We start from the raw sequence: 17263 nt of genomic DNA, 5'->3' as shown, positions 1-17263 counted from the left end.
CGCCTTTAGTTAATGTTCATGGCCGTGAGCAGGCATAGTTCCACTCATTGTTGCCAGTTTAATCTGATAGCTACCTTTATCAACCACACGCTCGCCTTCAGCAATGCCGGAAAGGATCTGGATGTTCTTTCCATCATTGGCACCTGTTTTCACTTCACGTTTCTGAAAGGACTCCCCGGCTGTTTGCACATAAACATAAAACACACCCTGCTCCTCGATCAGGCTAGTTTCAGGTATCACGAAAGCATTATAGATTGGCGTGGTTTGAAGATACACCTGGGCGTATGATCCGGGCATTATTCCCGACTTGCTGTCGATCTCAAAATGTACAGGGATGTAAGGGGTATTATTGCCGGTTGTTTTTGCAACTGAAAGGAGCCGTCCGTTCAATTCCTGGGTGCTATAGGTTTGCTTATTTTGGATGATAGTGAAGTTAGCTTGCTTAATTAAGCTCATCCGATCTACATCCTTTAAGGAAACATCAGCCCTTAGAACCAGTCGGCTATTTTTTGTAATGGTTGCAAGTGGTTGGCCTGCTGCTACATACTGGCCTTCGGTTACCAGCAGATCCTTTATAAACCCACTTGATGGCGCAACAGCACTTTTGCCTCCTGCTCCATAACTTTTGGATAGGTTGGTTAATGCTATTTGGCTTTGTTGATATCGAAGCTTTGCCTGCTGAAATTCGGTTTGAGTAATAAGCTTGTCTTTGATCAGCTCGGAAAATCGTTCAAACTCTGCTTTCGCGGAATTTTGTTCAGCCCTTGCGGTACGAATAGCTGCATCAATATTATCGACTGCAATATCACCTCCTGACACCGAAAACAATGCCTGGCCGGAACGTACAGGTAAACCTGCAAGGATATTAGCTCCCCTGAATTTGACTATTCCAGCTGACTTTGCAACTACCACAGCTTCATCGCCGGGAGCTGCCTGAACCTGGCCAGTTGTCTTGATCACATCATAAATTGTTTGTCTCACTACTGGCATATTAGAAAATTCAACTTTCCAGGCCTGCTCTTTCAGGTATGAAATGTCTGTTCCAACTTCCTCTTTCGGCTGTGTAGCAATTGCAGTTTTTTCATCCGCGTAGATGGGAATGCTGTCAATCACTATTTGATCACTAAAGTCTTTGGTTTTAATGTCAAATATCAGTTTACCTGTCCCTACGTGTGTTGGCTGCAAGGCCAGTCGATATATTCCTGGTGAAGAAGGAGCATCAGCGCTGTGTTTTATTCCTTTGTTACCAGTCACAAGACTTACCGTCACTGTTCCTTCTGTGTATGGTGTGAAGTTCTCACCGAGGTGGGTAAGATGCGCTGCAAACTTGGAAACCTGTCCCACTACCAGCGGCTTAAACTCAACAAAGAGTTCTGACTTATCAGTATATAATGTATAAGATAGTGCCTGTAGTTCCTCACCGGGGTGACTACCATCGGCAGCATGTGCATGATCTTCTTCTGTTGAAGTTCTATTGCACGACATAACACCTGTAAGGAGCATACAGGCTACTATTAAACGTTTCATATAAATAAGATCTAGTGTGAGTTTTTCTCCCCGTTGTCATGCGAATGTGCACCAGCCGTGTCCGCTTGTGCTGAATCTATTTTGAATTCTTCCTGTTTAACAGAAGCAGTATCTGGAGCATGGTCGTCATGAGTAGAGCCGTCGTCATGGGTATGGGAATCTTTTTTCTCCTGATTGTTGCACGCGGCAATACTGAATGAAGCGGTAAATAGGGCTATAATTAAAAATATCTTTTTCATTTGTGTATAAGTCTGTTTTCTGGTGCCAATGAAGCTTGCTTGCGCAGGTTTCATGTCGTTAGTATTACGTGTAATCTGTTAAGCATAGCAGATTAATCACCAACGTGAATAATAGATAAAACATCCCATAAATGGGGTAATCGAATACTAAACGAAAGAAGGAGGTCCTCGGAAACCGATGCCCTGAAGATAAGGGGCTGGAGGAATAAGATGGTTCCGAAGTTTGAGACGTAATTTAGAAGCGATATTATGGTACCGAGGTACTATAATATTCACACACTGTAATGGTGTATGCGGTGTAAGTTGCGGCTGTGTTATTTGATATTTGGAATCCGCCGGTTTTATAAGGGCATTTCCAAATTCAGCGCTATGATCAGTTTTATTTAATGGTAACGACTGATCACCTTCGCTGTGATGGTCATGATCTTGATGATCATGTTTGTGCGAATGGCTCTTAGCGACTTTCTCAACATGGTGATGAGGCATAATATTATGTACCTGCAGCATCAAAAATGCTGACAAGAATACTGATAATATGAAAATCCTTTTACACACCTGCCGTAAAAGTAATAATTAATTGGTAACAATGGAGGATTTCACTTGCAAAGTTCAGGAGATTGCTGGAACTCAAATTTAAACCGTAACGAACTTCATTATTGTTTTCTAATAAAATGGCCTGTCCTTGCTCCAAAACTTATCAGATCAATTTATATCTGACTACTTTATCATCTTCCCAGACACAAATTACCCTACCATTGGTTAATATATATACTCGCGGTGAAATCCCGTTTCCAATCTCTAAAGGGGTTTCTTTGCTCAAATCAAAGACGTTGATAACGTTTTTGTCTTGCCATGCTATCACTGTTCTATCTTTGTTTTCAGCCATACTTACATCGCGCCCACTGCCTACTTTCTTCTCGCTAGCATTTTCTGACCAATAATACACATCGCTGTTTCGTCTCCAGGCTGTTGATGTTATTCCGCTTTCCCTAATCGCTAAGCCGCCTCCATCCATTGGGCATGCACTGAGGCGCCACGTCCCAGTTCCGGATTTTTTGGGTATTGCAAATGTCTTACCCTTGTTGGTTGAAACTGCATAATAAATATCCCTTGAACCCATCAGCCAGTTGCGGAAGCCAATTGCCAGTTTGTTATTATTGAACGAAATATTTGGCTTGCAACATTCGCATACATGTTCATCCGGTGATTTATATACCATTAAATTTTCTGTCCATTTGGATGATCTGCCGCTCATGGAGGAAAAAAAGATATTATTCTTCTTTTCAGATCTTATATCAAGCCAAGTGGCGTAAAAACTATCATCCTTATCGGCAGTCAGAGCCATAAGCCCTTCTACAGCCGACCCGATTTTGTCATTCACATTAGCCAACTTAGCCCAGGTTTTATTTAAATGATTAAGTTTAAACGAATGAATGGTGCCCTGTTTATCAATTGCAGTTATCAAACTGTAGTTTTTTGAAGAAGCGATTTGCGGTCCCCTGGTATGCCCTAAATGCATGTCGGTTATTTGACCAACTAATACTGGTTTTGAGAAAGTTGCACCATTATTTGCAGAGGTAATGCAATAAATTTTTTCTCCTTCGCCATACGCGAGCCTGACAGTGCCTTTGGTATCAATTGCAACATTGGGTTGCTGACCCTTAATATCCGCAGCACTTATTTTAAACGGAATAATTAAAAGAAGGGAAAGTACTAATCTTATCATAGCTTGTTTATTAGATCCGTTTTAAAGATAACTTCTTATAGATTGTTAATGTTATAATTTCTGAATTTTAAGCAGAAGTAAGCCCTCAAAAGGAGGGCTTTACTTACACTCAATCAACTAAATCTAAACTTCTGCGCTTCACAAGCCTGACCTTCCTTTCTCCAAATCGGCGAAATTACTTTTCAACTCTTAGTTTTCTAGCCATTTCAGGTGTAATATTTTCTGCATACACACCATATGCATCTACCAGCATGCCTTTCAGGCTGTTATCGATTGCTGAAATCGCATATACAATGCTGTTATCAGCAGGGTCACTAGCACCTTCAAAACGATAATACTCATCTATAGTAAAATCTTCGGGATAAAGCTGTAAAGCTAAAGAAGGACATTCGATGCAAAAAGGTTTGAGATTCAAATTCTCAGTATAGCCCCGGCTTGTCAGGCTATTTATTGCCTGCGAAAGCGTATCGTAGTTTAACATAAATAATAATTTGACTGTAAAATTGATTTTTATTTGAATGATTTTTTAAACTGCGTACGTAGTAACTGTGCGTTTAATGCCACCACAACAGTGCTTAAGCTCATCAGTACAGCACCCATTGCAGGACTTAGCATAAAATTGGGATAAAGAACACCTGCTGCCAACGGAATCGCAATGACGTTATAACCAACTGCCCAGGCAAGGTTCTGCATCATCTTCCTATATGTCTTTCTGCCGAAGTCGATCATCTGCACAACATCTTTTGGATCGCTGTTTACCAGAATTATATCCGCTGTTTCAGCTGCTACATCTGTTCCGCTGCCTACAGCAATGCCTACGTCTGCTGCTGCCAGGGCCGGTGCATCGTTTACGCCATCACCAGTCATAGCCACTACTTCGCCTTTGGCCTGAAACTCGGCTACTTTCTCCTGCTTTTGGTGCGGCAGTACATTGGCTAAATAACCATCCATCCCTAACTTATTGGAAACAGCAGCGGCAATCTTTTCATTGTCACCCGTAAGCAGAAATGATTTGATATGCATGTTCTTTAACTGCTCAATGGCTTCGGCTGAAGTTTCCCTGATTGTATCTGCCAGCGTAACGATACCCACCGGTTCGCCATCAATCATCAGGAAATTGACTGTCTCCGTGTTCTGATCAATTTCTGTAGGTATAGCCGGAAGCTCCATATTCTGTTGTGCAAAATAATTAGGGCCCGCCGCAACAACGACCTTACCATTGACTGAACCGGACACCCCGATACCCGGCATGTAGGTGAAAGCGGACGACTGCCATAACTCCATGTTCTTTTCCTTCAATTTTTTCAACATGCCCCTGGCAATGTAGTGCTCAGAATGCTGCTGGATAGCGGCAGCGTACTGCAATATTTCATCGCTGCTGTATTTATCTGAAATGCTGAACACCTTCTGAACTTCATGTGAACCTTTGGTTAGTGTCCCGGTCTTATCAAAAATGATCGTAGTAAGCTTTCTTGCATCCTCAAACGCTGTTCTGTTTCTGATGAGCAAACCATTCGTTGCTGCTGCCGTGGTAGAAATTGCCGCTACCAGGGGAATTGCAACGCCTAAAGCGTGCGGACAGGATATAACCATTACCGTCACCATTCTTTCCAGTGCAAAAGCCAAATCATTGTTGATATACCAAATTATGAACGTGGCAACGCCTGCAACAATAGCAACAATTGTAAGCCATTTAGCAGCTTTATCAGCAAGGTTTTGTGTTTTGGATTTGGCATTCTGTGCATTTTCCACCATGGTTATTACTTTGTTCAGATAGCTTTCTTTTCCTGCGCCTGTAACGTTTACCCTTAAAGCGCCACCACCATTAACTGCACCGGCGATTACTTTAGCACCGTTCTCTTTCTTCACGGGCACACTTTCGCCGGTAAGCATGCTTTCATCTACAAATGAACTGCCGTCTATTACTAAACCGTCTGCCGGTATTTTTTCACCGGGCTTGATGATAACTGTATCTCCTTTCTGCAAGTCCTGTATGTCTATGTCTGATACTTCCCCGTTTCGTTCTACATGCACATTGGAAGGAAGCAAGGCCACAAGGGATTGCAAGGCGTTTGAAGCTGCCATTGACGACTTCATTTCTATCCAGTGCCCCAGCAGCATAATGTCAATCAGCGTTGCCAATTCCCAAAAGAAATCCATCCCCTGCAAACCAAATACTATGGCAACACTGTAAACAAAAGCAACGGTGATAGCCAGCGCCACCAGGGTCATCATGCCAATGGCATTGTTTCTGATCTCGGCTACCATCCCTTTCAAAAAAGGCATCCCGCCATAGAAATAGATTATCGTGCCCAGGGAAAGCAAAACATATTTATCGCCCTGAAAGCGGATGCTGAAATTAAACCAATCCTGTACCATGTGCGAAAGCAGGAGCACAGGGATGGTTAATATTAAACAGATCCAAAAGCGTTTTAAAAAATCATGGGTATGATGGCCTGCATGCTTATCATGACCCGAATGATCATCATGCTCTTTAGAATCAGGTCTGGCGTGATCGTCGGGTGCAGCATGGTGATGCTGATGTTCCGCATGCTCATGATGTTTGTGGTCGTGATTGCCGGTTTCTCCAAAAGGAATTAAATCCATCCCGCATAACGGGCATTTTCCAGGCTCATCTGTGAGTATCTGGGGATGCATTGGACATGTATATTTCTTCATAACAAGGGTTAAAGATTCTTATATTATTTATCCTTAATTAAGTATAAGATAGAACTTTTACACTGAAATATTTTCAATGTTGTAAAGTTGCGGGATTTCAGCGTCCCATCCGTAGGTTTCCTTTATACCTTTTTGTAGAGCTTCTGCACTTTCTTTTTCGCCGTGTACAATAAAGATTCGCTCTGGTTTATTTTTTATTTTGCCCATCCAATCGATAAGTTCGGCGTGGTCTGCATGGCCCGAGAGTCCTTTTATTTCAACTACTTCCATATCAAATGGCACCCATTTTCCGTAGACTTTAAGTTCTTTACTGCCCTCCAATAATTTTCTTCCACGGGTGCCCTCGGCTTGATAGCCTATAAACAATAAGACATTTTTGGAGTTCTGTGCCTGTGTTTCAAGATAGTTGAGCATCCTACCACCTGTGAGCATTCCACTACCAGCAATTACTATTTTAGGTTTATTATCTGTTCGCAATTCCATCGTTTCACTATAACTGTTTACAACCGTGAAATTCGAACACATTTCATCACATTCTTTGGCTGTTAGTCGATGCCAGTCCCTTGTTCGGTGGAACAGTTCCAATACATTGGCTCCCATTGGGCTGTCCATTATCATTTGTACTTTGGGTATTTTTCCTTCCTTAAGCAATTTCCAGAAAATAAGCATCATTAGTTGCGCACGTTCAACCGCAAAACTTGGGATAAATAGACTGCCACCTCTATTGATGGTGTCGTTAACTAGTTTTTCAATTTGGGGAATGGCTTCCTGTTCATCAGGATGAAACCTTCCTCCGTAGGTCGATTCTATGAAAAGAACATCGGCCATATTTGGTTTCAGGGGTGGGTACAGTAGTAAGTCATTTGTTCTTCCAATATCTCCCGAAAAAACAAAGCGTTTTCCGTGTACTTCTAATTCTATGAAGGTAGCGCCCAAAATATGTCCGTTATACTTAAATCGGGCTCTAATACCATCAAACAATGGAATCCATTGTGATTGCGGAACACCCTTAAAATGTGGAATAGTTTTTTCTACATCCATTAAATCGTAAAGTGGTTCTGCCGGACTGTGTTTGGAATATTCTTCCTTATTGGCACGCCCGGCTTCCTGTTCTTGTATTTTTGCACTGTCGTTCAGTATGATTTTTGCTATATCCAATGTTGGATGTGTTCCATAGATTGGGCCATTAAACCCTTGTTTCACCAATCGGGGCAGATAACCAATATGGTCTAAATGGCCGTGGGTAAGCAATACTACATCAATTTCTGACACTTTCACAGGCGGATACTCCCAGTTTTTAATGCGTAATTCCTTCAATCCCTGAAAAAGACCGCAGTCTATAAGAATTTTACGATCTCCTGTGTCTACTAAATATTTTGAGCCGGTTACGGTCCCTGCCGCGCCCAAAAAATGGATGTCTATATTATTATTTTTCATGTGTCATGCATTTTTAGTATCCACCTAATAAGGTGTCGGTATTTAAAATTAATGTTTGTTTATTATTATGAATTCACATTTTTAATGTGTGGAACATAATTCTTCTGAATCTTCAAGAATAGATCTATGTCTTGCTTCAGGCACTCCAATTTTATCTAATAAACCAGGGCTTCCATGAAGTTCTTTGCAGAGTACAATGCCTTCATCGAGTAATTTTGTTTTTTCAACCTTTGTGAGTGTTGTTAAAGCGGTTAACGGATGTAGCCCGGATTTGTCTATTCTATCTTTTAAACCATTTCCTCTGGGGTAATCCCAACTTGTCAATAATAATCCAACACATTTTCCATATTGAATGGCATCAGTTGTAAACCGGGTATTGGTGTACAGGCCTCCTTTATGAATTTTAGCCTCGTGATCTTTTAATTGCAGCCATTGTTTTTCTATATCCAAAAATCTTGAATGGATATATAAGGGAATCTTTACATTACAAAATCGTCCCTGATCACTATGGTATTTGCATTCTATCATGAAATGAGTATTATCTTTTTTTGCTATCACGTCTACTTCATGCTGTACACAATTGCCTTTTACAATTACACCAACCTCTGCCTCAAATCCTTCGTGAGCCAATAATTTACCAACCAATTTTTCAAAGGGAAAACCGGATGGGCCCAATTCCATCAGGGCTTTTTTGAGCGTGTACTTTGAGGCACTAACCCTTGATTGTGCCTTGAGTATTTTAAACGCCATCTGATAAATTTTTTGAGTGGAAATACCATCATATAATTGGTTTTCAACTTGCGTTACTATTTGCTGGATCAGTTCTTCACTTGCATGGGAACGTCTTAAGGAACTACGAAGCTTATTCACGTCAAAAGATACGACGTCGCCAGAATACTTTACTATGTTAATTGGGGGTTTCATTTTTATATGTATTGTCATTACTGGTAATGCTGAATGAATTGGTTTTGACCTCGGCAATGCTTTTTAAAAATAGCTTAAGAAGCTGCATACTTTACGCTATTGTAATTTTGCCGTCCAAATAAACGCTTTGAACCGCATTGACTAATTTAATCCCTTCAGCGAATGGTTTTTGAAATGCCTTTCTCCCCATAATCAACCCAATCCCCCCTGCTCGTTTATTGATAACGGCTGTGGTAACTGCTTCAACTAAATCAGACTCACCTTTAGATCCGCCTCCTGAATTGATCAATCCTATTTTGCCCATATAGCAATTGGCCACCTGTAATCTGCATAAGTCAACAGGATGGTCGGTGGTAAGCGCTTTATACATGGCATCGTCATACTTTCCAAATCCTATTTCTCTAAATCCGAAATTGTTGGTCGGCAGTTTTTGTTTGATGATATCCGCCTGGATGGTCACGCCCAAATGGTTGGCCTGTCCTGTTAAATCTGCTGCCGCGTGATAATCTTCCGTTTCAGTCTCAAAAGCATTATTGCGGGTATAGCACCATAAGATAGTTATCATTCCTAAATTATGTGCTTCTTCGAAGGCTTCTGCTATTTCATTAAGCTGTCTGTTGCTTTCTTTTGAACCAAAATAAATGGTTGCACCCACGGCAACAGCTCCCATATCCCAGGCCGATTTTACCTTTCCAAATAGTGTTTGGTCATAGGTATTTGGGTAGCTAAGTAGTTCATTGTGATTGATTTTTACAATAAACGGAATTTTGTGGGCATATTTACGGGCGTTCAACCCCAATACTCCAAACGTAGATGCCACACCGTTACAACCTGCCTCAAGGGCAAGTTTAATTATATTCTCGGGGTCGAAATAGTCCCGGTTTTTATAGAATGAAAAAGCGGCACTATGCTCAATACCTTGATCGACAGGCAGAATGCTTAAGTAACCCGTCCCCCCAAGATTCCCGTTATTGTACAGCTGGGCAAGGCTCCGCAGGACTTGTGGATTTCTATTGCTATTTCCAAATACATGGTCAAGACCATCCATACCGGGGGTTTGCAATTCATTCTTGGGTATTTTTTCACAAACGTGATCTAAATAGAAAGATGCATTTGTCCCTAATAGTTCCGGAATATTCTGCCAGTACTTTCTCTCAAGGTTTGATGTTTTTTCATTTGCCATTATAAGTTTATTTTATTTATAGGTGACAGTAAAATAATCTCCAGTTGTTTGCCTAAACACCTGCTTCTGTAATGAACCTGAAAGTGTTAAATATTCCGTTACATTATAATTAATTGTTCTTACCCGCAGGCCCATCAAATAAGCCTTAATGGAAATCTTTTCTGTAATCTTCAGGTTATTGTTTTCTTTTGTCAGCACTCGATTCGTAATATCTACATTGTTTTTTGAACCAAGAAAATTAAGAATCCCTGATTCCACATACATCGTCAGGCTCATACTTCGTATCATATCGTTAGCCGTTAAAGCATATAACTTTTTAAAATCTCCGGATTTTACAGATACCCTAACCTTCCTCTTTTTGGGATTGATTGCAAAGACCGATAAAAGCACGTCGGCTTCTCCCGCGTGGCACTCGTAACTGGTCGTATAGGTTTCTTCTAACTTCTGTGCTTCGTCATAAAGTTCCGATTTGATATTTATAAAGAAACTCTCCCCCCTTTTGGTCATTTTGCCGGCGGTGAATATTTGCTTCCCGGTAAGTTTTCCTTTATTGTCAAAGCTCTCTCTTGTTATCTTTTTGCCTTCTATTTGCGCAATCAACATTGCTTTGTCCTGAGCTTTCATTGAAGCGAATGGAATTAAAAGCAGCGCGAAAAATAATATGCGGTAAAATGAGTTTTTCATGTCGCGTTTTCTTTAAAAGTGCGCTGGTTAATAGAAACTTTGTTTTATGCCCAGGCTTTCATTCGTCTTTAGTATTGACTTTTCAGCCTCTGTTTCTATTCCTGTCAATGCACGGATAGCGTCGATGGTTTCAGGGATTACGATAGCCTGATTGTCCACTATGTAAGCATAAAACAATTCGTCACCCTGTACTTTCAGCATATCTTTCCAAACTGCTACTTCGTACATATCGCCATACGGTCGGCCCATTTCCAGCATCAGTTCTTTCAAGGTATTGTTGGCAGGCAGCCCGTCGCTGTAATTGATCAACGCTATCCTTGTGGAATTACCGAAAGCCCGTAATACTTCTTCTTTTGACGCCTGACGGGTTAGCTGCACATTCCAGTAGTGCAGGTGGCTTAGCGTTTCGGGCACCTTAATAGCAACCGTTATTACATCAAGAGAAGGGTCAATAGTTTGTGCATCCGGCCCCTGGTGACTGGGTATGTCTTTTTCAGGAACCAGCGTATTCATTATACCACTTAAATGACTTTCCCAGGGGTCGGTCGCCCTTCGAAGCAATGTACCTCTTGCTTTTACTAGTAATCCGGCGTTTTTTAATGCTGTAAGCGTACGCACAATAGAAGTGGTATTGCACGAAACTACACGGGTGCTTTCACGTCCGATGGCAGTTTCATAATTGTTTTCAGCACCAAAAGAGTGACCCGTGGTTTCATGTTTTTCTCCTCCGTGAACAATGAATTTTTTGCCCATTAGCCTGTATTTCGGAATGTTTTGCGCCGCAATCTTTTTTGGCGTACAGTCTATTACAATATCTGCCGCATGCAACATTTCATCCAGGTTCCCTATCACTGGAATACTGGCTTCTTTCATTCTGGCACTGAATGACAGGTCAAAACCATAAACAGGATAACCTTTTCTTACAGCCATTTTGATGCGCCAGTCAGTAACAACATCACAAACACCCATTAGCTCCATGTCATCCTGCAGCTTTACCGCATCGGCAACCCGTTTGCCTATTACGCCATACCCATTGATGGCTACTTTAATTCTTTCCATATTAATAAGTGGTTTTAATTGTCCATAATAAAGATGTTTAGATCGGACTGATTTTGAACGTTACCCCATCAAGAAGGCTAGTTCTCTATTAGTGCATTAGTTTCTTTATTCCAATAGCCAAAAGATCGCTCAAATCAATTTCATTGGAAGGATGTGGAATGGTATTACAGGTTACTATCTTTTTCACTCCGCTATCCAGTAATTCCTGATAGGCATTGCCCGCAAAAACCGCGTGTATACCTATGCATATCGGGGGTTTCATTCCAGCATTTTTTAAATGCTCCACTGTTTTAATCATTGTACGGGCGGTTGAGATGATGTCATCTACCAAAATAGGGGTATGATCCTTGTATTTATCAACCTCGGGGACAGAAACCTCCACTTCGCGGTCGCCGTGACGTACCTTTTGCAGGACCGTAAATGGGACTCCCGCATTCCTGGCAACCTCTGAAACCCATTGCTCGCTTTCAGAATCGGGACCGATAAGAACCGGGTTTTCGATGTTTTGCTTTAACCATTCTGAAATAGCATCTGCTGCACGGACAACCTTGTTTGGAATGTCATAAACTTCTTCCAGAGAGCTTATCCGATGCAAGTGAGGATCAACTGTAATAATGCTATCGGCAAAACCTGAAATCAATTTTCCGAAAAAACCAGAGGTTATCCCTTCACCTTCATTGAAAACTTTGTCTTGTCGCATATAGGCCAGATATGGGACTACCAAACAGGTACATTTCGCACCCAGTGATTTTGCTGTATGGCTTAAAAAGTAAAGCGGCAACAATTTTTCGTCTGGTTCATGCAAAGTACAGATCAGTACCACACATTTGTCTTTTACGTCAGACAAGATACGAGTATAGGTTTCTCCGTCTGGAAATTTACGAAAGGTTACTTCGCCAACTTCGGCATTCAGTTTTTTTGCTAAAAGCACTGTGAGATTTTCGTTTCCCGGAAGGCTTAATAATATCGTGTTCATAATACGGTTTTTAGATTACGGTTATAATATTGTCGTGATAGTTCTTATATTCCAGAGCATAGTTTAGCTCGCCTTTGGATTCCGCATAGATAGTGAATAGCAACTGGCCCTTTTCAATATTTTCTCCCAGACGGGCATTTAAAAGGATCCCTGCAGATTTAGCAGTAGGCGCGCCCGAAAGCTTGGCGAGTTTTGCAATTTTTCTGTTGTCGATTATTTTTAAAATACCTGACTTTTTGGCCCTGACTTCGAATTTATAAGGTGCTAAAACAGGTTGTGAAAAGTGACCCTGCGCTTCGCAAATAGCAATAAATTTTTTATAGGCTTTACCAGATTCCAACAGCTCCCTCGCTGTTTGATATCCAGTTCCAGAGTCGACTTTTCCAGACAGCTCCAACAGTTCTCCAGCTAAAAGCAATGATCTTTCTGTCAAGTCTTTAGGTGCATCCGCTTCATTTTTCAGCACCTTTAAGATATCGAGGGCTTCAAGAGCAGGACCAATTCCTCTTCCCACAGGTTGCGTACCATCTGTGATTACTACTTTGACATTCAATCCAATTGCATTCCCTATGGTTTCCATGTGATTCTGTAATTCCTGCGCCATTTTTGTACTTCTCACTTTTGCAGTTTCACCTACCGGAATATCTATCACAACGTGCGTGGATCCCGCCGCTGCTTTTTTTGAGAGTACCGAAGCAATCAATTGCCCTTCGCTATCAATATCCAGCGCTTTCTCGATTTTTATTAATAAATCATCTGCAGGGCTTAACTGAGCGGTTCCTCCCCAAACTATACATCCTCCTTCTTGCGCTACTACTTTTTTTATTTCTTCGGGAGAAAGTGTCACATTGGTAAAAACTTCCATGGTATCTGCAGTGCCGGCAGGCGAGGTAATAGCCCGGGAAGAGGTTTTGGGCATAGTAAGGCCAAAAGCAGCAACAATGGCAACTACCAGGGGCGTTGTTCTATTGCCCGGCAAGCCCCCAATGCAATGCTTATCGACTACAATCTCCTGGTTCCAGTGCAATTGCGTACCTGAAGTAATCATGGCTTTGGTAAGACTTGTGATTTCATCAAGATCCATCCTGTTTCCCGCACAGGCGGTGATAAATGCTGTCAGGTCGATATTGGAATAATTGCCCTGAACGATATCCGTTATGATTTCATTGTACGCCCTATAGCCCAGCTTCTGATTGTAGATTTTTGCCCGTACGTGGCCCAAAGATTCAATAGGTTCCAAGTGTGAAACATACAGGGTTTCATTTGGGGAAACATTCAGTTCCTTTGCCGCGGCATCAGACAACCCAATTTCATCATGCAATAAAAGATTTGATGTTATCACATTAAGGCTTGCTACGATTGAGCCGGCCAGAGTCGATATTCTAATTCGGGTAAGTGCTTCAAAGCCTTCTGAAATACAAATGTGGCAGTTCTCATGCATATATACCACCCTTTCATTTTGTGTGTTGATTCCGAGATATCTATATTTTACAACGTTAGATTGGTTTTCCATTTTTCCTTTCCATATTTTAAGTATCTGCCATTAATTATTAAATCATACTGATTTTGAACTGATATTATAAATAGCAGCAATGCAGGCTCCTACCAGCCAGCCGATAATAAAAACTTCAATGACCCCCATACATGCTTCCCAAAAAGAAACGTTCATCCGGATAATAGACGTCGTGTCTATCCCATGAAGAATGCTATTAAAAAATTTCACGGTTCCACTTTGACCTACGGTGGTCATTACCAAAATACAACCCACATACAGCAGGGCAGCGGTAGATCCTGTTGCAAAGCCAAACTTTCTTACATTAATGGTGTTCATGATTTTCTGGTTTAGTAGTTTCTGAATTCTGTTGCTTTTGGTTGTGATTGCCGTGAGAATGCATAGGCATCAATAAGTGGCAGGCAAACATAAAGATGATAAAAATGAACAGCGAAGTGTCGGAACCAAGGCCCAGCGCCGGCGCAAAAAAAATGAGCAGTAAAGGAATACCGCATCCGATAATCATCCAAAGAAAGTGTTTCATAATTTCGAGAATTTGTTATTGTTAATTTAAGCATTTAATGTTTCTGTTAATTTTGACATATATTCACGGGTTAAATAATAACTTTTAACCGTTTCAGAAGTTGATTAATCAAAAGTGAGAGGAATGCGAATACAATGATGATGCTCCAGTCTTTCCAGCCATGAATGGTTATTTTCAAAACATCGCGGATCGCTGGGATCCAGTATGCTGAAAGGGCCAGAATCGTACAGGCAAACACAGCGTACCACACGTAACGGTTTGTAAACACCTCTGATTTAAAGAAGGACACACCTCTTTCGAAATACATATTAAACACATGTAGTACCTGTGAAAAAATAAGGGTATAAAACAGGATGTTATTGCATAAATCCGTATTCCAGGCTTCATCAGCGTGCAATAATCCATGGCTTGCAAACACTGCGCTTATTGTAGCAATAGCAATTACAGACGAATAAACAAAAAGAGCCTTCCATCGTTCCCTGTCAATAATGGGTTCAGAAGAGGAAAACGGCTTACGCTCCATGATGTGCGGAGCGGCTTTGGTAACACCCAGGGCAAGCGCCGGCAATACATCCGTTATAAGATTTATATAAAGTATTTGTATCGGAAAAAGCTGAAAGTGCAAGTTTAGGATAGCTGCCGTTGCAATAACAAAAAGTTCACTCATATTGCATGAAAGCAGGAAAATGATGAACTTCCGGATATTGTCGAATATGGTCCGCCCTTGTTTTATTGCAAGTACAATGGATGAAAAGGCATCATCTTTTAACACCATATCGGCCACTTCCTGAGCTACCTGTGTGCCTCTTTGTCCCATGGCAATTCCTATATCTGCTTTCTTCAGGGCGGGTGCATCGTTTACACCATCTCCAGTCATGCCAACCACCATTTTCTTTTCCTGATACAAGGACACCAGGTCTAATTTCTGTGCCGGACTAACTCTTGCAAAGACCGATGTGTTCAGCCACTTCGTTTTATCTTCTGCTGTAAGCTCCGCATAGGGTTTCATAGCGTTGCCATGCATCACTTCATCTTCCTGATTAGCCAGACCTAACTGCAGCGCAATATTCTTTGCGGTGGCAGGATGATCACCGGTTATCATTACAACTTTAATTCCCGCAGATTTACATTCCGCAATGGCCTGTGAAACTTCGGGTCTGGGAGGGTCAATGAAACCAATTAAACCTGCCAGGGTTAGTTGATGCAGGAAATAGCTTTCCTTTTCGCTGGTATTACGGTAGGCAAAAGCAAGCATTCGCAAACCTGATTGTGCCCTTTGTTCGGCATAATTTAGCCAGTTGTTTCTTTTCGACTCATCAAGAGCTACCACTTCACTACCCTCTAATACCGATGTGCAGGAATGCAGCAATTCTTCTACTGCTCCCTTCGCCGCGATATAATATCCTTGTTTACTACCATGAAATGTGGCCATTACTTTGGTGTCAGAAGAAAATGGAACTTCATCCAGCTTGGGATATTCTTTAATATAGTCCAGCTGTTTGGTGTGTCCGCAATAGACCATTTTTAGTAATCCTACTTCCATAGGGTCACCCGACTCTTTTTCAGTACCACCTTCAGAATAATAAGTAGCCGTGTTGCATAAAGCGGCAATACAACATAGCTGATCATAAGCTGCTCTATCTTCAATTTCATTACCATCCATCCATTTAATGGAAGCGCCGGCAATATCCAGATTGATTCTTGATGCGCCTTCGTTGATTTGAATAAAGGCAGCCTCGATCTTATTTTGAGTCAGCGTTCCTGTCTTGTCTGTACAAATTACATTGGTGCCTCCCAGCGTTTCCACTGATGATAATTTTTTAACAAGTACATTGTGCCTTGCCATACGCAACATGCCAAACGCCAGGGCTAATGTTGACACAATAGGCAAGCCCTCCGGAATAGCTGCAACAGCCAGTGCAATGGACGTTTCCATCATTTGCACTAAATTTTGACCGTTTATAATCCCAGCGATAAAGATGATAACCAGCAGGATCACCGTCATCCAGATCAGTTTTTTACTAAACGACCGGATCTTTTTCTCCAGCGGTGTTGCTGCCTGGCCGGCCTTTTGAACCATGCTGGCAATCGTGCCCAATTCTGTATGCATGCCTGTTTGGACCACAAGTGCATAGGCATTGCCATTGGTAACAAACGTGCCTTTGTAAAGCATGTTATAACGTTCGGCAAGTGGAGTTTTTTCCGGCAGCACAGACACATTCTTTTCAATGGGCAGAGACTCGCCGGTTAAAGCAGATTCATCGGTTTGTAACTGAGTTGATTTTATGACCCTGGCATCCGCAGTCACCATATCTCCACCTTCTATAAATATGATATCACCGGACACCAATTCTTCCGAAGGTATTTCAGATAACCTGCCATCTCTTAGTACCCTCGCAGGAACTATTGTAAGTTTTTTCAGCGCCTCCATAGAACGTTCAGCCTGGAATTCCATAAAAAACCCGATGACTGCGTTGATCACAATAACAGCCATAATGGCGATACCATCCAGCCACTCCTGAAAGAAGAACGAAAGCCCTGCCGCAATTGCCAGCAACAACATAAAAGGACTGATAAACTGATTAACCATGATCATTAACGGGTTAATCTTTTTTCCGGATTCAATCCTGTTATATCCATAAAGGTCAAGACGGCGGACAGCTTCTGCTGCTGACAGTCCATGTTCAGGATCAGCGTGAAGCTGCTTCAACGCTGCTTCATAGTTTGAAGTCCAAGGTGTTTCTGTCGTTATAATTTCAGGGATTGACATAATATTATGCTAGCTGATTGATT

Annotated in this window: 15 protein-coding genes; all 15 read right to left on the bottom strand. The window is 41.6% G+C overall.

The features are described from left to right. Positions 1-9: 9 nt before the first annotated feature. Positions 10-1527: an efflux RND transporter periplasmic adaptor subunit gene (locus tag BLR27_RS03325; RefSeq protein WP_090699884.1), complete on the bottom strand. Its 1518-nt coding sequence runs from the start codon at positions 1525-1527 to the stop codon at positions 10-12. An 11-nt stretch (positions 1528-1538) separates the two neighbouring features. Then, a complete protein-coding gene (locus BLR27_RS03320) occupies positions 1539-1820 on the bottom strand; it encodes a hypothetical protein (RefSeq protein WP_090699879.1) in 282 nt (93 codons plus the stop codon). Between the two features lie 643 nt (positions 1821-2463). Next, a complete protein-coding gene (locus tag BLR27_RS03310; protein WP_090699864.1) occupies positions 2464-3492 on the bottom strand; it encodes a hypothetical protein in 1029 nt (342 codons plus the stop codon). A 175-nt stretch (positions 3493-3667) separates the two neighbouring features. After that, entirely contained in the window at positions 3668-3973 is a 306-nt protein-coding gene (locus tag BLR27_RS03305) for a phosphoribosylpyrophosphate synthetase (protein ID WP_090699859.1), read from the bottom strand. A 29-nt stretch (positions 3974-4002) separates the two neighbouring features. Next, positions 4003-6171, bottom strand: coding sequence for a copper-translocating P-type ATPase (locus tag BLR27_RS03300; protein ID WP_090699854.1), 2169 nt, complete (start codon positions 6169-6171; stop codon positions 4003-4005). Positions 6172-6228: 57 nt separating this feature from the next. Next, positions 6229-7608: an MBL fold metallo-hydrolase RNA specificity domain-containing protein gene (locus BLR27_RS03295; RefSeq protein WP_090699851.1), complete on the bottom strand. Its 1380-nt coding sequence runs from the start codon at positions 7606-7608 to the stop codon at positions 6229-6231. An 81-nt stretch (positions 7609-7689) separates the two neighbouring features. Continuing rightward, the gene (locus BLR27_RS03290) at positions 7690-8532 is read right to left on the bottom strand and encodes an ATP cone domain-containing protein (protein WP_090699849.1); all 843 of its coding nucleotides are present in this window, start codon (positions 8530-8532) and stop codon (positions 7690-7692) included. 91 nt (positions 8533-8623) lie between these two features. Continuing rightward, positions 8624-9715: a class I fructose-bisphosphate aldolase gene (locus BLR27_RS03285; protein ID WP_090699847.1), complete on the bottom strand. Its 1092-nt coding sequence runs from the start codon at positions 9713-9715 to the stop codon at positions 8624-8626. Positions 9716-9727: 12 nt separating this feature from the next. Further along, positions 9728-10399, bottom strand: a complete 672-nt coding sequence (locus BLR27_RS03280; protein WP_090699844.1) for a hypothetical protein — start codon at positions 10397-10399, stop codon at positions 9728-9730. Between the two features lie 27 nt (positions 10400-10426). Continuing rightward, positions 10427-11458, bottom strand: coding sequence for a type II glyceraldehyde-3-phosphate dehydrogenase (locus BLR27_RS03275; protein WP_090699842.1), 1032 nt, complete (start codon positions 11456-11458; stop codon positions 10427-10429). Positions 11459-11546: 88 nt separating this feature from the next. After that, positions 11547-12434, bottom strand: coding sequence for a ribose-phosphate pyrophosphokinase (locus BLR27_RS03270; RefSeq protein ID WP_090699838.1), 888 nt, complete (start codon positions 12432-12434; stop codon positions 11547-11549). A 10-nt stretch (positions 12435-12444) separates the two neighbouring features. Further along, positions 12445-13947 carry a thymidine phosphorylase family protein gene (locus tag BLR27_RS03265; RefSeq protein ID WP_090699835.1) on the bottom strand — a complete coding sequence of 501 codons (1503 nt, stop codon included), beginning with the start codon at positions 13945-13947 and terminating at the stop codon, positions 12445-12447. 42 nt (positions 13948-13989) lie between these two features. Beyond that, positions 13990-14265: a DUF5676 family membrane protein gene (locus BLR27_RS03260; protein ID WP_090699833.1), complete on the bottom strand. Its 276-nt coding sequence runs from the start codon at positions 14263-14265 to the stop codon at positions 13990-13992. Next, entirely contained in the window at positions 14252-14470 is a 219-nt protein-coding gene (locus BLR27_RS03255) for a hypothetical protein (RefSeq protein WP_090699830.1), read from the bottom strand. The genes BLR27_RS03260 and BLR27_RS03255 overlap by 14 nt, the downstream gene beginning before the upstream one ends. 70 nt (positions 14471-14540) lie before the next feature. Further along, positions 14541-17240, bottom strand: coding sequence for a cation-translocating P-type ATPase (locus BLR27_RS03250; protein WP_090699826.1), 2700 nt, complete (start codon positions 17238-17240; stop codon positions 14541-14543). Positions 17241-17263: the final 23 nt, after the last annotated feature.

The sequence above is a fragment of the Daejeonella rubra genome, assembly GCF_900103545.1.
Classification (GTDB): Bacteria; Bacteroidota; Bacteroidia; order Sphingobacteriales; family Sphingobacteriaceae; genus Daejeonella; species Daejeonella rubra.
Note: the sequence above shows the minus strand (reverse complement) of the source record. Positions and strands in the feature narration are given on the sequence as shown.